The 17,116-nt window shown below is 70.5% G+C and carries 21 protein-coding genes; 14 read left to right on the top strand and 7 right to left on the bottom strand.

Annotated elements, in window-relative coordinates; translation table 11 throughout:
* The first annotated feature begins 2 nt into the window (after positions 1–2).
* From atpD to ABD213_RS12110, 4 genes are all read left to right on the top strand, one after another.
* Positions 3–1,460, top strand: coding sequence for a F0F1 ATP synthase subunit beta (gene atpD / locus ABD213_RS12125; protein WP_344328950.1), 1,458 nt, complete (start codon positions 3–5; stop codon positions 1,458–1,460).
* Positions 1,460–1,837 (top strand): F0F1 ATP synthase subunit epsilon, encoded by a 378-nt coding sequence (locus ABD213_RS12120; protein ID WP_344328945.1) that lies wholly within the window; start codon positions 1,460–1,462, stop codon positions 1,835–1,837. The genes atpD and ABD213_RS12120 overlap by 1 nt, the downstream gene beginning before the upstream one ends.
* 35 nt (positions 1,838–1,872) lie before the next feature.
* Positions 1,873–2,316, top strand: coding sequence for a DUF2550 domain-containing protein (locus ABD213_RS12115; protein WP_344328940.1), 444 nt, complete (start codon positions 1,873–1,875; stop codon positions 2,314–2,316).
* 128 nt (positions 2,317–2,444) lie between these two features.
* The gene (locus ABD213_RS12110) at positions 2,445–2,630 is read left to right on the top strand and encodes a hypothetical protein (protein WP_344328937.1); all 186 of its coding nucleotides are present in this window, start codon (positions 2,445–2,447) and stop codon (positions 2,628–2,630) included.
* An 88-nt stretch (positions 2,631–2,718) separates the two neighbouring features.
* On the opposite strand, the gene ABD213_RS12105 is transcribed toward ABD213_RS12110, so the two are convergent.
* Positions 2,719–3,321 (bottom strand): cob(I)yrinic acid a,c-diamide adenosyltransferase, encoded by a 603-nt coding sequence (locus ABD213_RS12105; RefSeq protein WP_344328933.1) that lies wholly within the window; start codon positions 3,319–3,321, stop codon positions 2,719–2,721.
* Positions 3,322–3,442: 121 nt separating this feature from the next.
* Here ABD213_RS12105 and ABD213_RS12100 point away from each other — a divergent pair, with 121 nt between their 5' ends.
* Positions 3,443–5,422 (top strand): protein meaA, encoded by a 1,980-nt coding sequence (locus tag ABD213_RS12100; RefSeq protein ID WP_344328928.1) that lies wholly within the window; start codon positions 3,443–3,445, stop codon positions 5,420–5,422.
* A gap of 73 nt (positions 5,423–5,495) precedes the next feature.
* On the opposite strand, the gene ABD213_RS12095 is transcribed toward ABD213_RS12100, so the two are convergent.
* Positions 5,496–5,663 carry a hypothetical protein gene (locus ABD213_RS12095; protein WP_344328924.1) on the bottom strand — a complete coding sequence of 56 codons (168 nt, stop codon included), beginning with the start codon at positions 5,661–5,663 and terminating at the stop codon, positions 5,496–5,498.
* Between the two features lie 111 nt (positions 5,664–5,774).
* Between ABD213_RS12095 and ABD213_RS12090 the strand changes: the two genes are divergently transcribed.
* On the top strand, positions 5,775–6,299 hold the full coding sequence (locus tag ABD213_RS12090; RefSeq protein WP_344328919.1) for a ferritin: 525 nt from the start codon (positions 5,775–5,777) through the stop codon (positions 6,297–6,299).
* The gene (locus tag ABD213_RS12085; RefSeq protein WP_344328914.1) at positions 6,292–6,720 is read left to right on the top strand and encodes an SSI family serine proteinase inhibitor; all 429 of its coding nucleotides are present in this window, start codon (positions 6,292–6,294) and stop codon (positions 6,718–6,720) included. The genes ABD213_RS12090 and ABD213_RS12085 overlap by 8 nt, the downstream gene beginning before the upstream one ends.
* Positions 6,721–6,935: 215 nt before the next feature.
* On the opposite strand, the gene nucS is transcribed toward ABD213_RS12085, so the two are convergent.
* Together nucS and ABD213_RS12075 are read right to left on the bottom strand one after the other, a co-directional pair.
* A complete protein-coding gene (nucS, locus tag ABD213_RS12080) occupies positions 6,936–7,613 on the bottom strand; it encodes an endonuclease NucS (RefSeq protein WP_344328909.1) in 678 nt (225 codons plus the stop codon).
* The gene (locus ABD213_RS12075) at positions 7,614–7,997 is read right to left on the bottom strand and encodes a hypothetical protein (protein ID WP_344328903.1); all 384 of its coding nucleotides are present in this window, start codon (positions 7,995–7,997) and stop codon (positions 7,614–7,616) included.
* 81 nt (positions 7,998–8,078) lie between these two features.
* On the opposite strand from ABD213_RS12075, the gene ABD213_RS12070 reads away from it, so the two are divergent.
* Both ABD213_RS12070 and ABD213_RS12065 read left to right on the top strand, forming a co-directional pair.
* The gene (locus ABD213_RS12070; RefSeq protein ID WP_344328898.1) at positions 8,079–9,272 is read left to right on the top strand and encodes a 3-hydroxyacyl-CoA dehydrogenase family protein; all 1,194 of its coding nucleotides are present in this window, start codon (positions 8,079–8,081) and stop codon (positions 9,270–9,272) included.
* Between the two features lie 134 nt (positions 9,273–9,406).
* On the top strand, positions 9,407–9,679 hold the full coding sequence (locus ABD213_RS12065; RefSeq protein WP_344328895.1) for a hypothetical protein: 273 nt from the start codon (positions 9,407–9,409) through the stop codon (positions 9,677–9,679).
* A 22-nt stretch (positions 9,680–9,701) separates the two neighbouring features.
* On the opposite strand, the gene ABD213_RS12060 is transcribed toward ABD213_RS12065, so the two are convergent.
* From ABD213_RS12060 to mce, 3 genes are all read right to left on the bottom strand, one after another.
* A complete protein-coding gene (locus tag ABD213_RS12060) occupies positions 9,702–10,931 on the bottom strand; it encodes a DivIVA domain-containing protein (RefSeq protein WP_344328892.1) in 1,230 nt (409 codons plus the stop codon).
* 117 nt (positions 10,932–11,048) lie between these two features.
* Positions 11,049–12,389 carry a crotonyl-CoA carboxylase/reductase gene (ccrA, locus tag ABD213_RS12055; protein ID WP_344328887.1) on the bottom strand — a complete coding sequence of 447 codons (1,341 nt, stop codon included), beginning with the start codon at positions 12,387–12,389 and terminating at the stop codon, positions 11,049–11,051.
* Positions 12,390–12,489: 100 nt separating this feature from the next.
* Positions 12,490–12,984 carry a methylmalonyl-CoA epimerase gene (gene mce, locus ABD213_RS12050; protein WP_344328883.1) on the bottom strand — a complete coding sequence of 165 codons (495 nt, stop codon included), beginning with the start codon at positions 12,982–12,984 and terminating at the stop codon, positions 12,490–12,492.
* A gap of 169 nt (positions 12,985–13,153) precedes the next feature.
* Between mce and ABD213_RS12045 the strand changes: the two genes are divergently transcribed.
* The 5 genes from ABD213_RS12045 (at position 13,154) to ABD213_RS12025 (ending at position 17,081) form a co-directional block, all read left to right on the top strand.
* A complete protein-coding gene (locus tag ABD213_RS12045; RefSeq protein ID WP_344328879.1) occupies positions 13,154–14,344 on the top strand; it encodes an acetyl-CoA C-acetyltransferase in 1,191 nt (396 codons plus the stop codon).
* Between the two features lie 8 nt (positions 14,345–14,352).
* On the top strand, positions 14,353–15,318 hold the full coding sequence (meaB, locus tag ABD213_RS12040; protein WP_344328875.1) for a methylmalonyl Co-A mutase-associated GTPase MeaB: 966 nt from the start codon (positions 14,353–14,355) through the stop codon (positions 15,316–15,318).
* Between the two features lie 89 nt (positions 15,319–15,407).
* A complete protein-coding gene (locus ABD213_RS12035; RefSeq protein WP_344328872.1) occupies positions 15,408–15,566 on the top strand; it encodes a hypothetical protein in 159 nt (52 codons plus the stop codon).
* A gap of 7 nt (positions 15,567–15,573) precedes the next feature.
* Positions 15,574–16,128 carry a PH domain-containing protein gene (locus ABD213_RS12030; RefSeq protein ID WP_425546060.1) on the top strand — a complete coding sequence of 185 codons (555 nt, stop codon included), beginning with the start codon at positions 15,574–15,576 and terminating at the stop codon, positions 16,126–16,128.
* A 32-nt stretch (positions 16,129–16,160) separates the two neighbouring features.
* A complete protein-coding gene (locus tag ABD213_RS12025) occupies positions 16,161–17,081 on the top strand; it encodes a tetratricopeptide repeat protein (RefSeq protein ID WP_344328864.1) in 921 nt (306 codons plus the stop codon).
* Positions 17,082–17,116: the final 35 nt, after the last annotated feature.

The raw sequence follows: 17,116 nt of genomic DNA, 5'->3' as shown, positions 1-17,116 counted from the left end.
ACATGACTGCAACCGCTGAAGAGACCACCACCACGCCTGGCACGCCCGTGAACGGACGCGTCGCCCGGGTCATCGGTCCGGTGCTGGACATCGAGTTCCCCTCGGACTCCATGCCGGAGATCTACAACGCCCTCAAGGTCGACACCACGATCGACGGCGTCACCGAGACCTTGACCCTCGAGGTCGCCCAGCACATCGGTGACGGCCTGGTCCGCGCGATCAGCCTGCGCCCGACCGACGGCATCGTCCGCGGCTCCACCGTCGTGAACACCGGCGCACCGATCGAGGTGCCCGTCGGCGACGCGACCCTCGGTCGCGTGTTCAACACCACCGGCGACGTGATGAACCTCGAGGAGGGCGAGACCTTCGAGGCCCCCGAGCGCTGGGGCATCCACCGCAAGGCGCCGACCTTCGACCAGCTCGAGTCCAAGACCGAGATGTTCCAGACGGGCATCAAGGTCATCGACCTGCTGACGCCGTACGTGCTCGGCGGCAAGATCGGCCTGTTCGGTGGTGCCGGTGTCGGCAAGACCGTGCTGATCCAGGAGATGATCGCCCGTGTCGCCAAGGACCACGACGGTGTGTCCGTCTTCGCCGGTGTCGGCGAGCGCACCCGTGAGGGCAACGACCTCATCGTCGAGATGGAGGAGTCCGGCGTCCTCGACAAGGTCGCCCTGGTCTTCGGCCAGATGGACGAGCCGCCCGGAGCGCGCCTTCGCGTCGCCCTGTCCGCGCTGACGATGGCCGAGTACTTCCGCGACGTCCAGAACCAGGACGTGCTGCTGTTCATCGACAACATCTTCCGGTTCACGCAGGCCGGCTCGGAGGTCTCCACGCTGCTCGGCCGCATGCCGTCCGCGGTGGGCTACCAGCCGACCCTGGCCGACGAGATGGGCGTGCTGCAGGAGCGGATCACCTCGACGCGAGGCAACTCGATCACCTCCATGCAGGCGATCTACGTGCCGGCCGACGACTACACCGACCCGGCGCCGGCCACGACGTTCGCGCACCTGGACGCCACCACCGAGCTCAACCGAGAGATCGCCTCGATGGGCATCTACCCCGCGGTGGACCCGCTGACGTCGACCTCGCGCATCCTCGACCCCCGCTACATCGCTGCCGACCACTACGCGGTCGCCAACCGGGTCAAGAGCATCCTGCAGCGCAACAAGGAGCTGCAGGACATCATCGCGATCCTCGGTGTCGACGAGCTCAGCGAGGAGGACAAGACGATCGTCTCGCGCGCCCGTCGCATCCAGCGCTTCCTGAGCCAGAACACCTACGTCGCCAAGCAGTTCACCGGCATCGAGGGCTCCACGGTCCCGCTCGACGAGACCATCGACGCCTTCACCAAGATCTGCGACGGCGAGTACGACCACGTGGCCGAGCAGGCCTTCTTCATGTGCGGCGGTCTCGAGGACGTCGACGCGAAGTGGGCCGAGATCCAGAAGAACTCCTGATGGCGGGCGAGGACGTCCTGCACGTCGAGCTGGTCGCCGCCGACCGGACCCTGTGGTCCGGTGACGCGTCGGAGGTCTCGGTCCGCACCACCGAGGGCGACCTCGGGGTGTTGGCCGGGCACGCGCCGCTGCTGGCGATCTTGCAGCCGGGCGTCGTGCGGATCGACGCCGGCGGCGAGCGGGTCTTCGCCGTCGTCGAGGACGGCTTCCTGTCCGTGGCCGACGACCGGATCTCGATCCTGTCCGAGGTCGCGCACCTGGCCGGCGAGATCGACGAGGCCCATGCCAAGGCCGAGCTCGAGCGCGCCAGGAGCGAGGGTGACGAGGAGCTCATCCGTCGGGCCGAGGCGAAGCTTCGCGGGGTCGAGCTGGCCTGAGGCCCGTTCCCGCCTGACGCAGTGAGGAGAGCGTCGTGCCGTGGTGGTGGTGGGTGATCGACGTGCTCGGCCTGGTCGTGATCGGCACCGTCCTGGTGCTGCTCGCCCTCGCCGTGCGTCGTCGGGTCCTCACCCGGCGCGGCGCCTTCGACATGAGCGTCAACCGGCGCACCGAACCGGGTGCGGCGGGGTGGATGCTCGGCGTCGCCGTGTACGGCGCCGACACGCTCGACTGGTACCGGACGTTCTCCTTCCGCCTGCGACCGCGGTACCGCTTCGTGCGTGGCGAGATGCAGGTGGAGGGACGGCGGCTGCCGCAGGGTTCGGAGGCGCACGCCATCTACGCCGGGCACGTGGTGGTCGCCGCGAGTCAGGCCGACCAGGTGCGTCAGGTCTCCGTCAGTGCCGGCGCCCTCACCGGGCTGCTCGCGTGGCTCGAGTCGTCCCCGCCCGGGCGCAGCGTCAACCGCGTGCTGTGACGCGGCCCGGATGATCGTCCGAGGACGGGTGCAGGCGCGGGCGGAGTCGTTGACTTCACCGGTGGTGGCGAGCAGAATGGCTGAGGCGCTCCACCCTGGGGCCCACCCACCGTCGAGGGAGAACCCCCATGTCCAACCGCCCCCTGGCACGCCGCCTGGTGGTCGGCGTCTTCGCCGCCGCCGTCGCGATCGTCCCGATGTCCACGTCGGCCTCCGCCGCGCCGGCCAAGAGCTCCGGCACGCAGGCCATCGACTGGGAGTCCGCCAAGACCAAGACCGGCGGCGTCTCGACCCAGCGCATCGACTGGTACTGACCGACCAGCCCGACCCACGCACAGCGACCCCGGCCGATCGGCCGGGGTCGCTGTCGTCGTGGTGCCGACGACCGAGTGCTGCGGTCGATCAGTCCGTCGGGTCGGCATCCCGCGAGGCGCTGCGCTCGCCGCCCGGGACCCAGAGGACGTCACCCTCCTCGGCGTTCGCGCACCGGCCGAGGATGAACAGCAGGTCGCTGAGCCGGTTCAGGTAGGTGGCCGTGAGGGTGTTCATCGAGTCGCCGTGCTCGTCGATCGCGGCCCAGGCCGCCCGCTCGGCACGTCGCGTCACCGTGCGGGCGACGTGCAGGGCGGCGGCGGACCGGGTGCCCCCGGGCAGGATGAACGAGCGCAGCGGCTCGATCTGCTCGTTGTACTCGTCGCACCACTGCTCCAGCCGCTCGACGTAGTCCGGCTCGACGCGCAGCTGCGGGTGCGGCGGGTCCGGCACGACGGGGGCGCCGAGGTCCGCGCCGACGTCGAAGAGGTCGTTCTGCACGTGCCGCAGGACCCTGGCGACGTCGTCGGCCAGCTCGTCGAAGGCGAGGGCGACGCCGATGTGGCTGTTGGCCTCGTCGACGTCGGCGTAGGCCACCAGTCGCGTGTCGTTCTTGGACGTCCGGCTGAAGTCCACGAGGTTCGTGGTGCCGTCGTCCCCGGTCCGGGTGTAGATGCGCGTCAGGTTGACCATGGCGCGAGTCTAGGTCGTCGCTGCGCGGCGCCCACGCCTGCGGCCCGCCGCGCGCGACGACGTCGGGCGTCGTTGGTCACAATGCGTGCCAGGTCACGTTACAGCGCGGTAACCTGCCCGCATGTCTGATCGTCCCTGGGTGATGCGCACCTACGCCGGCCACAGCTCCGCTGCGGAGTCCAATGCGTTGTACCGCAAGAACCTGGCCAAGGGCCAGACCGGACTCTCCGTCGCCTTCGACCTGCCGACGCAGACGGGGTACGACCCCGACCACGTCCTGGCGCGTGGGGAGGTGGGCAAGGTCGGTGTCCCGATCCCTCACCTGGGGGCCATGCGGCGCCTCTTCCAGGACATCCCGCTGTCGGAGATGAACACCTCCATGACGATCAACGCGACCGCCATGTGGCTGCTCGCGATGTACCAGGTGGCGGCCGAGGAGCAGGGGGCCGAGCCGGAGCAGCTGGCCGGCACGACGCAGAACGACATCATCAAGGAGTACCTCTCGCGCGGGACCTACGTCTTCCCGCCGGAGGCGTCGCTGCGGCTGACGACGGACATGATCGCCTACACGGTCAACAACATCCCCAAGTGGAACCCGCTGAACATCTGCAGCTACCACCTGCAGGAGGCCGGCGCGACGCCCACGCAGGAGCTCGCCTACGCGCTCAGCACCGCGATCGCCGTGCTCGACGCCGTGAAGGACTCCGGACAGGTCGACGAGGCCGACTTCGAGAAGGTCGTCGGGCGGATCTCGTTCTTCGTCAACGCCGGTGTCCGCTTCGTGGAGGAGACCTGCAAGATGCGGGCCTTCGGGCAGATGTGGGAGCAGATCACGCGCGAGCGCTACGGCGTGCAGGACCCGAAGATGCGTCGCTTCCGCTACGGCGTCCAGGTCAACTCCCTCGGCCTCACCGAGGCCCAGCCCGAGAACAACGTCCAGCGGATCGTGCTGGAGATGCTCGGCGTGACGTTGAGCAAGAGCGCCCGCGCCCGGGCGGTGCAGCTCCCGGCGTGGAACGAGGCCCTCGGCCTGCCGCGCCCGTGGGACCAGCAGTGGTCGCTGCGCCTGCAGCAGGTGCTCGCCTTCGAGTCCGACCTGCTGGAGTACGAGGACATCTTCGACGGTTCCCACGTCATCGAGGCCAAGGTGGCCGAGCTCATCGAGGGCGCCCAGGCGGAGATCGACCGGGTCCAGGCCATGGGTGGCGCCGTCGCCGCGGTCGAGTCCGGCTACATGAAGTCCGAGCTCGTCGCCTCGCACGCCGAGCGTCGCGCGAGGATCGAGGCGGGCGACATCAAGGTCGTCGGCGTGAACTCCTACACCGAGACCGAGCCGTCGCCGCTGACCGCCGACCTCGACGGCGCCATCATGGTCGCCGACCCCGAGGCCGAGGCGAAGGCGAAGGCCGACCTCGAGCAGTGGCGCTCGCAGCGTGACCAGGGTGCCGTCGATGAGGCGCTGGAGGAGCTGCAGAAGCTCGCGAAGACCGAGACCAACCTGATGGAGGCGACCCTCGCGGCCGTCCGCGCCGGTGCCACCGTGGGGGAGTGGTCCGGTGCCCTGCGTGAGGTGTTCGGTGAGTACCGTGCACCCACGGGCGTCTCCGGCGCCGTGGGAGCGGCGGAGGCCGGTGGCGAGCTGCGGGCCGTGCGCGAGAAGGTGCAGGGCATCGGGGAGTCGATGGGCACGCGTCTGCGCCTCCTCGTCGGCAAGCCGGGTCTGGACGGGCACTCCAACGGTGCCGAGCAGATCGCCGTGCGGGCGCGCGACGCGGGCTTCGAGGTCGTCTACCAGGGCATCCGCCTGACGCCGGAGCAGATCGTCGCCGCAGCGGTGGCCGAGGACGTCCACTGCGTGGGCTTGTCGATCCTGTCCGGCTCGCACATGGAGCTGGTGCCCGACGTCCAGCGTCGGATGGCCGACGCCGGGGCCGCAGACGTGCCGATCATCGTCGGGGGCATCATCCCCGACTCCGACGCCAAGCGGCTCGAGCAGCAGGGGATCGCGGCGGTGTTCACCCCCAAGGACTTCGGCATGACCGACATCATGGGCCGCATCGCCGACGAGATCGCGCGGGCGAACGGCGTCGACGTCGGCTGACGTCGGACGGCGCCGTCGGACGCCGGTCCTGGCGCCCGCACCGGGCAGAGCCTAGGCTCGCGTCATGGGACGATCACGCGGCCAAGGGGGAGTCCGTGGTCGTCACGGACGTCTTGGACTTCGTGGCGGTGTCCTTGCCCTTGACCTTGACGAGCTTGCGCTTCTTGACCGTGTAGCCGTCGGGCAGCGTGCCTTCCTTCATCATGCGCAGGGGACAGCGCTTGCACTTGGGCTTGCTCACGCAGCACTTCTTCTTTGGTCCCTTGGACTTCCCCTTGGACTTCTTCGACACCCGCACAGCGTAACGCCCTCAGGCGAGGCTCACCTCACCTGACCGACGATCGGAGATCACGTGGCAGCACCGCAGTTCGTCAGCGCACTCAACGAGCAGGTCGGGCACGAGTTCGACGCCCACCAGCAGTACGTGGCGATCGCCACGTACTTCGACGCCCAGACCATGCCGCGCACCGCGGCGCTGTTCTACGCCCAGGCGCTGGAGGAGCGCGACCACGCGATGATGATGGTGCAGTACCTCCTCGACGCCGACGAGGTGCCGCGCATCCCGGCGCTGTCGGCGCCCCGGTGCGAGTTCGCCGACGTCGTGGAGCCGGTGGCCGTGGCCCTGGAGCAGGAGCGGCGCGTGACCGACCAAATCAACGCCCTGACCCTCGTCGCCCGCGAGGCCGGTGACCTCGCGTCGGAGCAGTTCATGCAGTGGTTCATCAAGGAGCAGGTCGAGGAGGTGGCCTCGATGGGTGACCTCCTGGCGGTGGTCACCCGCTCGCAGGACCACGTCGACCGGATCGAGGAGTGGGTGGCGCGCGAGAGTCGCAGCGAGGCCTCCGACCCGACGGCGCCGAGGATCGCCGGTGCGTGAGCTGGTGGTCGTCGCGGGGCTCGCCGCCGCCGTGCTCGCGGCGTGCGCCCAGGACTCCGGCGGTGGATCCGACGAGGACGGCCCCGACGATCCGGCGACGTCGCTGACGATCACGGTTCAGGCCGACCCGGAGTCCGGTGAGGAGCCGCGGGTGATGACGTTGGAGTGCGACCCGGTGGGGGGCGACCACCCGAACGCGCAGGCGGCCTGCGAGGTGCTGGCGGGCGCCGACCCGGGGGTCTTCGAGCCGGTGCCCGAGGACCAGCCGTGCACGATGATCTACGGAGGCCCGCAGGAGGCCACCATCACCGGCAGCCTCGACGGGGTGGAGGTCGACGCCCGCTTCATCCGCCAGAACGGTTGCGAGATCGCACGCTGGGACGCGCTCGGCACGGCGGTCTTCGACGTCCCGATCCAGTGAGGCGACGCCCTATCGGTGCCTGAGCAACGGAATCGATGGGATGTTGCTGATCGGTGCCTGAGCAACGTCCAGCGCGGGCTCGAGGTTGCTCAGGCACCGATCGTCGAGAGTCGTCCGATCGGTGTCTGAACAACCCAGGAGGCGATGATCAGGTTGCTCAGGCACCGATCACGGATTGCCGGGCCCATTCGGTTGCTCAGGCACCGATCAGGGGGTCAGAACAACCGCAGGCTGGGGTCGTCGATGCCGCGCAGGGCGTCGTAGTCGAGCACGACGCACTCGATGCCGCGGTCCTCGGCGAGCACCCGGGCCTGGGGCTTGATCTCCTGGGCGGCGAAGACGCCGCGCACGGGTCGCAGCTGGGGGTCGCGGTTCATGAGCTCGAGGTAGCGGGTCAGCTGCTCGACGCCGTCGATCTCACCGCGGCGCTTGATCTCCACGGCCACGGCGGCGCCGGCGTCGTCACGGCACAGCAGGTCGACCGGACCGATCGCGGTCATGTACTCGCGGCGCACCAGGCTCATGCCGGTGCCGAGGGTGGCGGTGTGCTCGGCGAGCAGCTCCTGCAGGTGCTTCTCGACGCCGTCCTTGCGCAGGCCCGGGTCGACGCCGAGCTCGTGGGAGGAGTCGTGCAGGACCTCCTCGAGGAGGATGCGCAGGGTGTCGTCGCTCTTGGCGGCACTGACGGTCCACTCGAGCACGCCGTCGTCGGTCGTGCCCTCGCGCAGCATGCACGGCGGGCTCATCCAGTTGAGTGGCTTGTAGGACCCGCCGTCGGAGTGCACGAGCACCGAGCCGTCGGCCTTGACCATGATGACGCGCGTCGCCATGGGCAGGTGGGCGGTGAGCCGCCCGGCGTAGTCGACCTGGCAGCGCGCGACGACGAGTCGCACTCAGGACCTCGTCAGGGTGCCGAGGCGAAAGACGATGCCCTCGCCCTCGATCTCGCCGTTGTCGGTGTTCCCGTCGCCACCGACGAGCGAGACGATGCCGTCCTCGACCTCGTAGGTGCCGGTGCGGAAGCCCTCGTTGCCCTGGAAGTCCTCGCTGAAGGTGCCGTCGGCCGAGAAGGTGACCGTCCACTCCGCGGCGGGGTCGCTCCACTCGCCGACGAGGTCCTCGGCGGACTCGATGGCCGGCTCGTCGGAGGCGGTGGGGGCCGGCGCGGCCGTCGGGGGAGCGGTGGTCGTGGCGCTCGGGTCCGGCTGGTCGTCACCGGTCCCGCAGGCCGAGAGCAGCAGGCCGCTGGCGGCCAGGAGGCCTGTGGCGATCGTCATACGGGCTTTCATCATGCTCCCTGTCGCTCGACGTGGTCGGACGCTAGTGTGTCACGACCCCATCATTACCGAGGAGTAGGCATGCAGGAGATCGTCGACCGCATCACGGCCGAGGACGAGGCCGCCGGGATCGCCCGGACGCTGTTGTTCCCCTACCTGAACCACGCCGCCACGATGTTCGAGAGCGGGTACGCGACGAAGGCCGACATCGATGCTGCGATGCGGTTCGGCTGCGGCTACCCGATCGGTCCGCTCGACCTCGTCGACGCCCTGGGCGCCTCGACCGTCGCCGAGGGCCTGGCCCACCTCCACGAGCGCACGGGTGACCAGCTGCACGTCCCGGCGCCGCTGCTGGCGCGCCTCGCCGTCTCCTCCAGCACGTTCGCCGAGGAGGCTTCCGCCGGCGCGGCCGCCGAGGAGCCGGTCTCGCACCACCCCGTCGCCAAGGTCGGCGTCGTCGGCACCGGCACCATGGCCTCCGGCATCGTCGAGGTCTTCGCCAAGGCCGGCCACGACGTCGTCTTCGTCGGGCGCACCGACGAGAAGGCCGCCGCCGTCCAGGCGCGCGTCGAGAAGAACCTCGACCGCGCGATCGCCAAGGGCAAGCTCGACGAGGCCGGCAAGTCCGCCGTCATCGACCGGCTCACCGCCGCGACCGAGCGCGAGGCGCTCGGCGACGTCGACATCGTCGTCGAGGCCATCGCCGAGGACCTGGACATCAAGCTCGAGCTGTTCCGCGACCTCGACCGCATCTGCAAGCCCGGCGCCATCCTCGCCACGACGACGTCCTCGCTCTCGATCGCCGAGTGCGCCGCCGTCACGTCACGTCCCGCCGACGTCATCGGCATGCACTTCTTCAACCCTGCCCCCGTGATGAAGCTCGTCGAGGTCGTCAGCGCCGACGGCACCTCCCCGGAGGTGGCCGACACGGTCAAGACGCTGTGCCTCGACATCGGCAAGCACCCGGTCTCCTGCGGCGATCGCGCTGGGTTCATCGTCAACGCCCTGCTGTTCCCCTACCTCAACGACGCCGTGCGGCTGCACGAGTCGGGTGTCCCGATGGGCGACATCGACGACGCCATGAAGGCCACCAAGCTGCCCATGGGTCCGTTCGAGCTGCTCGACGTGGTCGGCAACGACGTGTCGCTGGCGATCCAGACGACCCTCGTCGAGGCGTTCGGCCACGAGGGCTGGACGCCGGCGGCGACCCTGCAGAAGGTCGTCGCCGAGGGCAAGCTGGGTCGCAAGACCGGCGAGGGCTTCCACACCTACTGAGTCGACACACGCGACGGGGCCGACCACCGCGCGGTGGTCGGCCCCGTCGCGTGGGGTCGACCTTCCGGCGGTGCATCCGTGCGGTCCCCCGTGTCCGTGCGGCAGGCGGCGTGCCGGATGACTACCATCGAGCGGTGCCCCGCCGTCGCCGTCGCCCCTCAGGGTCGTCGCGCCCTGCCTTCGCGCCCGGCGACGAGGTCGAGCGGCGTCGCAGCGGTGACTGGCACGTGCGCCGCCTCACCGGCGCCTCGGCGACCAAGACCTACACGTGCCCGGGCTGTCACCGGCCCATCCCGCCGGCCACGCCCCACGTCCTCGTCTGGCCCGTCGAGAAGGCGTTGCTCAGCGCCGATGCGATCGACGAGCGTCGGCACTGGCACCGCGACTGCTGGCAGCGGCTCGCCTGAGCTCTGCTCGGGACGCAGGGGGTCAGGGCTGGTCGTCGCGCACGGCGGGCTGGATGGCCGTGGCGTCGTCGTCGGCATCGTCCTGGACCGCCGGCACGACCTGCGTCTGCTCGGCGTCCGAGACCTCCTCGACGTCAGTGGCCTGTGCCTCCGCGGGCTCGTCCTCGGCGACCGTCTCGTCGCTCGGGGCCTGCTCGACCTGCCCGGCAGGCGCCGGGACGCCCGCGAAGCTCGCCATGACGTCGCGCAGCTGACCCATCTGGTCGAGGATCGTCTGGCGCCGGGCCTGCAGCTCCTCCACCTCGGCGCGCAGGGACCGGGTCTGGCGCTCGACGTCGGTGGTCGCCGACGCGCGCAGGTGCTCGGCCTCGGCGCGGGCGTTGGCGAGCAGTGCGTCGGCCTCGCTCTTGGCGTTCTCCATCATGCGAGCCGTCTCGGCGCCGCTGGCCTCGCGGGCTGCCTCGGCCTGCTTCATGAGGTTGCGGGCGCGCTCGTCGGCGGCCTGGGCGCGGGACTCGGCGTCGGCGACGAGCTTCGCGGTCTGCTCGGTGGCGGCGGCGTGGGCCTCGCTGGCCTCGCGGGCGAGGCGCTCCTTCTCGACCGCCAGCACGCGACGAGCCTCGGTGACCTCCCGGTCAGCGGCGGCGCGGGCCTGCTCGACCTCGCGCTGGGCGCCCAGGCGGGCGTTCTGCGCCTCCTGCTCGGCGGCCAGGCGCAGCTGCTCGGCCTCGCGCTCGGCCTGGGCGCGGATGTCGGCAGCGTGGGTCGTCGCCTCGGCGCTGCGTGACTCGGCCTCCTCCAGGAGGTTGCGACGCTTCTGCTCGAGCTCGGAGGCCGCCCGGCTGCGCAGGTCCTCGACCTCCTTGCGGACCGTGGTGCGCAGGATTTCGGCGTCCTCCTCCGCCACGCGGATGAGCTCGTCGGCCTCGCGCTGGGCGCGCGAGCGAATGTCGGCGGCCTCCTTCTCGGCAAGGTTCAGCAGCTGGGCGGCGTGACCGCCGAGACCGGCGTAGGAGGGCTTGTCGATGGCCTCGAGGCGCTCGCGCAGCTGGGACACGAGGTCGTGGAGCTCGTCGTTCTCCTCGCGCAGGGCCTGCATCGTCGTGGCGGCCTCGCGCAGCTGGGAGCCCTGGTTGCGGGCCCAGGCATCGACCGCGTCGGTGTCGTACCCACCGCGTCGGGCCTGGGGGAAGGACACCTGCTCGGACTTGCTGGCCGCGTCGAAGATGGACAATCCGGACTGGTCGGACATGCTGGCTCGGCTCTCTCGTCGTGACTCAGGGTGCGAACGGCTCCCACCATAGCCGGACGTGCGAGACCCCCGTGACCGTCGTGGCGATGGTCACGGGGGTCCCGGTCGTGCGTCCGCTCAGATGCCCCGGAAACGGTTGATCGCGTCGATGTGCTTGGCGCGGAACTCCTCGTCGCGCACGCCGAGGCCCTCCTCCGGAGCCAGCGCCAGGACGCCGACCTTGCCCTGGTGCAGGTTGTGGTGGACGTCGAGCGCCGCCTGGCCGACGTCCTCGAGGGCGTACGTCTTGGAGACGGTCGGGTGGATCTTGCCCTGGGCGATGAGGCGGTTGGCCTCGAAGGCCTCACGGTAGTTGGCGAAGTGGCTCGAGACGATCCGCTTGAGGTTCATCCACAGGTAGCGGTTGTCGTACTCGTGCATGAATCCCGTGGTCGACGCGCACGTGGTGATCGTGCCGCCCTTGCGGGTGACGTAGACCGACGCACCGAACGTCTCGCGGCCCGGGTGCTCGAAGACGATGTCGATGTCCTCGCCTCCGGTGAGCTCGCGGATCCGCTTGCCGAGGCGCTGCCACTCCTTGGGGTTCTGCTTCGTGCCGTCCTCGTTCCAGAACTGCCAGTTCTCCTCGGAACGGTTGATGACGTGCTCGGCGCCCATGGAGCGCACGATCTTGGCCTTCTCCTCGTTGGAGACGACGCAGATCGGGTTGGCGCCACCGTTGAGCGCATACTGCGTGGCGAAGCCGCCCAGGCCGCCGGAGGCGCCCCAGATGAGGATGTTGTCGCCCTGCTTCATGTTGCCGGCGTTCTTCGAGACCAGCTGGCGGTAGGCCGTGGCGTTGACGAGGCCGGGGGAGGCGGCCTCCTCCCACGTGAGGTGGTCGGGCTTCGGCAGGAGCTGGTTGGACTTGACCAGGGCGATGTGGGCGAGACCGCCGAAGTTCGTCTCGAAGCCCCAGATGCGCTGCTGGGGATCCATCATGGTGTCGTCGTGACCGGCCGGGTCCTCGAGCTCGACCGAGAGGCAGTGGGCGACGACCTCGGCGCCGGGCTTCCACTGGGTGACGCCAGGGCCGGTGCGCAGCACGACGCCGGCGAGGTCGGAGCCGACGACGTGGTACGGCAGGTCGTGGCGCTTGGTGAGCTCGGACAGACGGCCGTAGCGCTCGAGGAACCCGAACGTCGAGACGGGCTCGAAGATCGACGTCCAGACGGTGTTGTAGTTGATGGCGCTGGCCATGACGGCGACGAGCGCCTCACCGGGTCCGAGCTCGGGCAGGGCGACGTCCTCGACGTGGATGGACTTGCGGGGGTCTTTGTCGCGGCTCGCCTGACCCTCGAACATGTCCACCTCGTCCTTGTGGACGGTCGCGGCGGTGTAGTGGTCGGGGATCTCGATGGCGGCGAATTCCTCGGGCGACGTGTCGCCGGCGAGGATGGCGTCGCGGATGTGCTGCACGGGGGCCTCCAGGGTCGATGGGTTGCGGGAATGTTACCGGTCCGTAGCCGTGGCGGGGCCGGGTGTGGGACGGCTCACGTCGGCCCGACGGGTGAGGTGGTCAGTGACCGTCGCCGGGCTCGACGAGCTCGACCAGCACGCCCCCGGCGTCCTTGGGGTGCACGAAGTTCACCCGGCTGTTGGACGTGCCCCGCTTGGGGACGTCGTAGAGCAGGCGGACGCCGCGGTCGCGCAAGGTGGCGCTGACGGCGTCGATGTCGGTCACGCGGTAGGCGAGCTGCTGGACGCCCTGGCCGTTGCGGTCGAGGAACTTGGCGATGGTGGACTCGTCGCTCAGGGGGGCGAGCAGCTGGATGCACGAGCCGGAGTCGCCGACGGCGAGCATGGCCTCGCGGACACCCTGCTCCTCGTTGACCTCCTCGTGGACGGACTCCAGGCCGAAGGTCGAGGAGTAGAACTCCAGGGCCGCGTCGAGGTCGGGCACGGCGATGCCGACGTGGTCGATCGCGACGAGCAGGTGGCCGGGGACGGAGTCGCCGAGAGTGGGACTGTTCGGTGTGGGTGCGCCGGACGATGCGGGGGCGTTGTCGCTCATGCCGAGCAGGGTAGAGGAACCGGCCGGTGTGGCAGTGTGAGGGAGGGCACACAAGGTTCCGTCGTCGCTACCGATGAGTACAGTGAGGCCACCCCGCCGCGGCGGCCGAGAGGTCGTCGTCCAGCCCAGCCGAACAGCCCAGCAGGCCAGAGTCGTCCCAGGAGTCCCCATGACCCAGTCCGTGATCGTCGCCGGTGCCCGTACCCCCATCGGTCGCCTCCTCGGTGGCCTGAAGACCCTGTCCGGGTCCGACCTCGGCGGCCTCGCCATCAAAGGGGCCCTGGAGAAGTCCGGGATCACCGGCGACCAGGTCGACTACGTGATCATGGGCCAGGTCCTCGGTGCCGCTGCCGGCCAGGTCCCCGCCCGTCAGGCGGCCTTCAAGGGCGGCATCCCCCTCGACGTCCCGGCGATCACCATCAACAAGGTGTGCCTGTCGGGCATCAACGCCATCGCCCTGGCCGACCAGCTGATCCGTGCCGGCGAGTACGACGTCGTCGTCGCCGGTGGGCAGGAGTCGATGACCCAGGCGCCGCACCTGCTGACCGGGTCGCGCGAGGGCACGAAGTACGGCAAGGCCACGATGCTCGACCACATGGAGCACGACGGGCTGTGGGACGCCCTCACCGACCAGGCGATGGGCTCGCTCACCGAGCAGCGCAACGCCGACGTCGACTCCTTCACCCGCGAGGAGCAGGACGCGTTCGGTGCCCGGTCGCACCAGCTGGCTGCGGCCGCACAGAAGAACGGGGTCTTCGACGACGAGATCGTCCCCGTCGAGATCCCCCAGCGCAAGGGCGACCCCGTGGTGGTGGCGACCGACGAGGGCGTCCGCGGCGACACCACGGCGGAGTCCCTGGGCCGACTGCGTCCCGCGTTCTCGCGCGAGGGCACCATCACCGCCGGCACGGCGAGCCAGATCTCCGACGGCGCGTGCGCGGTCGTCGTCATGAGCAAGGCCAAGGCCGAGGAGCTGGGCCTGGAGTGGCTGGCCGAGATCGGGGCCCACGGCAACGTCTCGGGTCCGGACTCCACGCTGCAGGAGCAGCCGGCCAACGCGATCCTGAAGGCCCTGGAGAAGGAGGGTCGCACCCCCGAGGACCTCGACCTCGTGGAAATGAACGAGGCGTTCGCGGCCGTCGGCATCGCCTCGACCCGCAAGCTCGGCATCAGCGAGGACATCGTCAACGTCAACGGCGGCGCGATCTCCCTCGGTCACCCGATCGGCATGAGCGGCGCGCGTGTGGTGCTCCACCTCGCTCTCGAGCTCAAGCGTCGTGGCGGCGGACTCGGTGCTGCCGCCCTGTGCGGTGGCGGTGGTCAGGGCGACGCCCTGATCGTGCGCGTCCCGGCCTCCTGAGCCCCGGCGTGGGCTCGGAGGGGAACGCGTCGCGGGTCGACGTCGCCGACCTCGTCGAGCAGGCCCGCGCCGGCCGCCCTCGGGCGGTCGCGCGGCTCATCTCGCTCGTCGAGGACGAGTCGCCGGCCCTGCGCGACGTCAGCGCGGCACTCGCGCCCCACACGGGCCGTGCACACGTCGTGGGACTCACCGGTTCCCCGGGGGTCGGCAAGTCGACGACGACCGCCGCCCTCGTCGGCGCGCTCCGACGGCGTGACCACCGCGTCGGCGTGCTCGCGGTCGATCCCACCTCGCCCTTCTCCGGAGGGGCGTTGCTCGGCGACCGCATCCGCATGTCCGACCATGCCACCGACGACGGCGTCTTCATCCGCTCGATGGCCAGCCGCGGTCACCTGGGCGGCCTGTCCTGGGCGACCCCACAGGCCCTGCGGGTGCTCGACGCCGCGGGCTGCGACGTCATCCTGCTCGAGACCGTCGGGGTGGGGCAGTCGGAGGTGGAGGTCTCCGGCCTCGCCGACACGACGCTCGTGCTGCTCGCCCCGGGCATGGGCGACGGCATCCAGGCCGCCAAGGCCGGCATCCTCGAGATCGGCGACGTCTTCGTGGTCAACAAGGCCGACCGCGACGGTGCGCAGTCGACGCGCCGCGAGCTCCGTTCGGTCCTGGGGATGGCCGAGCGGGAGGCCGATGCGTGGAGCCCGCCGATCGTCATGACGTCGGCCTCGCGCGGCGAGGGTCTGGGCGACCTGGTCGAGCAGATCGACGCCCACCGCGAGCACCTCGCGGGGGAGCGGCTCGCCGAGCGCCGCCGCGCCCGGTTCCGGCGGGAGATCCGCGCCATCGCCCTGGAGACCGTGCGTCGGCGGGTGGGGGACCTGTCGGGGCACGCCGCACTGGACGCCCTCGCCCAGGAGGTGCTCGACGGCGCCACCGATCCGTTCCGCGCCGCCGACCGCGTCCTGGACGAGCTCTGAGGCGGCTGGCCTCAGCAGGCACGAGGCACCCGACCGACGACCCGGCGCGCCTCGCGCCTGCTCGACACCGGGTGCGGTAGGAAGGATGCGTGCTCAAGAAGGTGCTGCTGCTGCTCGTCGTCGGCTTCGTGGTCTACTACCTGCTGACCGCGCCGGCCGGTGCTGCCGACGCCGTCTCCGGGGCCTTCACCGCGATCATCGACGCCTTCGGCCAGATCTTCATCTTCTTCAACGAGCTGACGAGCTGACCGCACCGTGATGGGCGCCATCACCCGTCACCTGCCCGAGCAGGACGTCGAGAGCCACCTGCTCTCCGCCGAGGGCGAGGAGATCATCGACCTCGTCCGCAAGCACGGCGTCGTCTACGTCCGGCCGGCGGCGGAGCTGCTCGGTGTCCTGGTGCTGTGGAGCATCGCTCTGTTCGGGCCCATCCAGTGGGGCTGGTTCTTCCTGCTGGGCGGCGTCGCTCTCGGGCTGCACGCGCTCTACCTCACCCTCCGTGAGCACCGCGACGTCTTCGTCATCACCACGATGCGCGTCTTCCGCGCCTCGGGTGTGTTCACGGTCCGCATCGCCACCATGCCGATCACCCGCATCCTCGACATCACCGTCGAGAAGCCGTTCGTGGGTCGGGTGCTCGGCTACGGGCACTTCGTGTTCGAGTCGGCGGCGCAGTCCCAGGGGCTGCGCGACATCCGCTACATCGGTGACCCGGACGGCCGCGACCTCACGATCCAGCGCGTCGTGCAGAAGGCCGGCCTGCGTGGCCCCCGGTCGGGGCTGGACCGCCACCTCATGGACGGGCGCTGAGCGACCGTCTGCGGCCTCACTACGATGGACGCATGAACTTCTCGCGCCCGGGAGCGATCGACCTGTCCGCCCTCGCCAAGCCTGCGAGCCCGCCCCCCTCGGCCGCAGGTGGCGCCGCCAGCGGCGCCACCTGGGTGGTGGACGTCACCGAGCAGACCTTCCAGACAGTCGCGCTCGAGGGCTCGATGCAGCACCTCGTCGTGCTGAGCCTGTGGTCGCCCCGGGCCGCACAGAGCGCCGAGTTCAACGCCGTGCTGGCCCGGGTCACCGACTCCTACGCAGGTGCGATCCTGCTCGCCCAGGTCGACGTCGACGCCAACGTCCAGATCGCGCAGGCCCTGCAGGCGCAGGGGGTGCCGCTCGTCGTCGGCCTGGTCAAGGGTCAGCCCGTGCCGCTCTTCCAGGGCACCGCGGAGGAGGCCGACGTCCGGCAGTACTTCGACCAGCTCGTGACCCTCGGCGCCCAGCACGGGTTGACGGGGCGGGCCGCGCCCGTCGGCGGTGCTGCACCCGCCGACGACGAGGAGGCCGAGGAGGCGCCCGATCCGCGCTTCGCCGCGGCCGACGCCGCCTTCGCGCGGAACGACTTCGAGACCGTGGTCGGCGAGTACGAGAAGCTGCTCGCCCAGAACCCCGCCGACGCCGAGGTGAAGGAACGCCTCGCCGGTGCCCGGCTGCTGGCACGCACCCACGGGGCCGACCTCGACAGCGCGCGTCGAGGCGCCGCGGACGCACCCGACGACGTCGACGCGCAGCTGCTCGTGGCCGACCTCGACGTCAGCGGTGGGCACGTCGAGGACGCCTTCGCCCGGCTGATCGACCTGGTCCGACGCACGAGCGGCGACGACCGCGAGCGCATCCGGACCCGGCTCGTCGAGCTCTTCACCGTGGTCGGCACGGACGACCCGCGCGTCGCGGACGCCCGACGCGCGCTCGCCTCGGCACTGTTCTGAGCCTCCGGCCGGCCTCCGCACGGGTAGGGTCGGGC

This window comes from Aeromicrobium halocynthiae, assembly GCF_039531385.1.
In the GTDB taxonomy this organism is placed as follows: domain Bacteria; phylum Actinomycetota; class Actinomycetes; order Propionibacteriales; family Nocardioidaceae; genus Aeromicrobium; species Aeromicrobium halocynthiae.
This window is presented reverse-complemented; position numbering and strand designations above follow the sequence as displayed.

Coding starts and splice junctions, on each gene's coding strand:
- atpD (WP_344328950.1), top strand. CDS start 3: ATGACTGCAACCGCTGAAGAGACCACCACCACGCCTGGCACGCCCGTG.
- ABD213_RS12120 (WP_344328945.1), top strand. CDS start 1,460: ATGGCGGGCGAGGACGTCCTGCACGTCGAGCTGGTCGCCGCCGACCGG.
- ABD213_RS12110 (WP_344328937.1), top strand. CDS start 2,445: ATGTCCAACCGCCCCCTGGCACGCCGCCTGGTGGTCGGCGTCTTCGCC.
- ABD213_RS12105 (WP_344328933.1), bottom strand. CDS start 3,321: ATGGTCAACCTGACGCGCATCTACACCCGGACCGGGGACGACGGCACC.
- ABD213_RS12100 (WP_344328928.1), top strand. CDS start 3,443: ATGTCTGATCGTCCCTGGGTGATGCGCACCTACGCCGGCCACAGCTCC.
- ABD213_RS12075 (WP_344328903.1), bottom strand. CDS start 7,997: ATGACGATCGCCACAGGCCTCCTGGCCGCCAGCGGCCTGCTGCTCTCG.
- ABD213_RS12070 (WP_344328898.1), top strand. CDS start 8,079: ATGCAGGAGATCGTCGACCGCATCACGGCCGAGGACGAGGCCGCCGGG.
- ABD213_RS12060 (WP_344328892.1), bottom strand. CDS start 10,931: ATGTCCGACCAGTCCGGATTGTCCATCTTCGACGCGGCCAGCAAGTCC.
- mce (WP_344328883.1), bottom strand. CDS start 12,984: ATGAGCGACAACGCCCCCGCATCGTCCGGCGCACCCACACCGAACAGT.
- ABD213_RS12045 (WP_344328879.1), top strand. CDS start 13,154: ATGACCCAGTCCGTGATCGTCGCCGGTGCCCGTACCCCCATCGGTCGC.
- ABD213_RS12025 (WP_344328864.1), top strand. CDS start 16,161: ATGAACTTCTCGCGCCCGGGAGCGATCGACCTGTCCGCCCTCGCCAAG.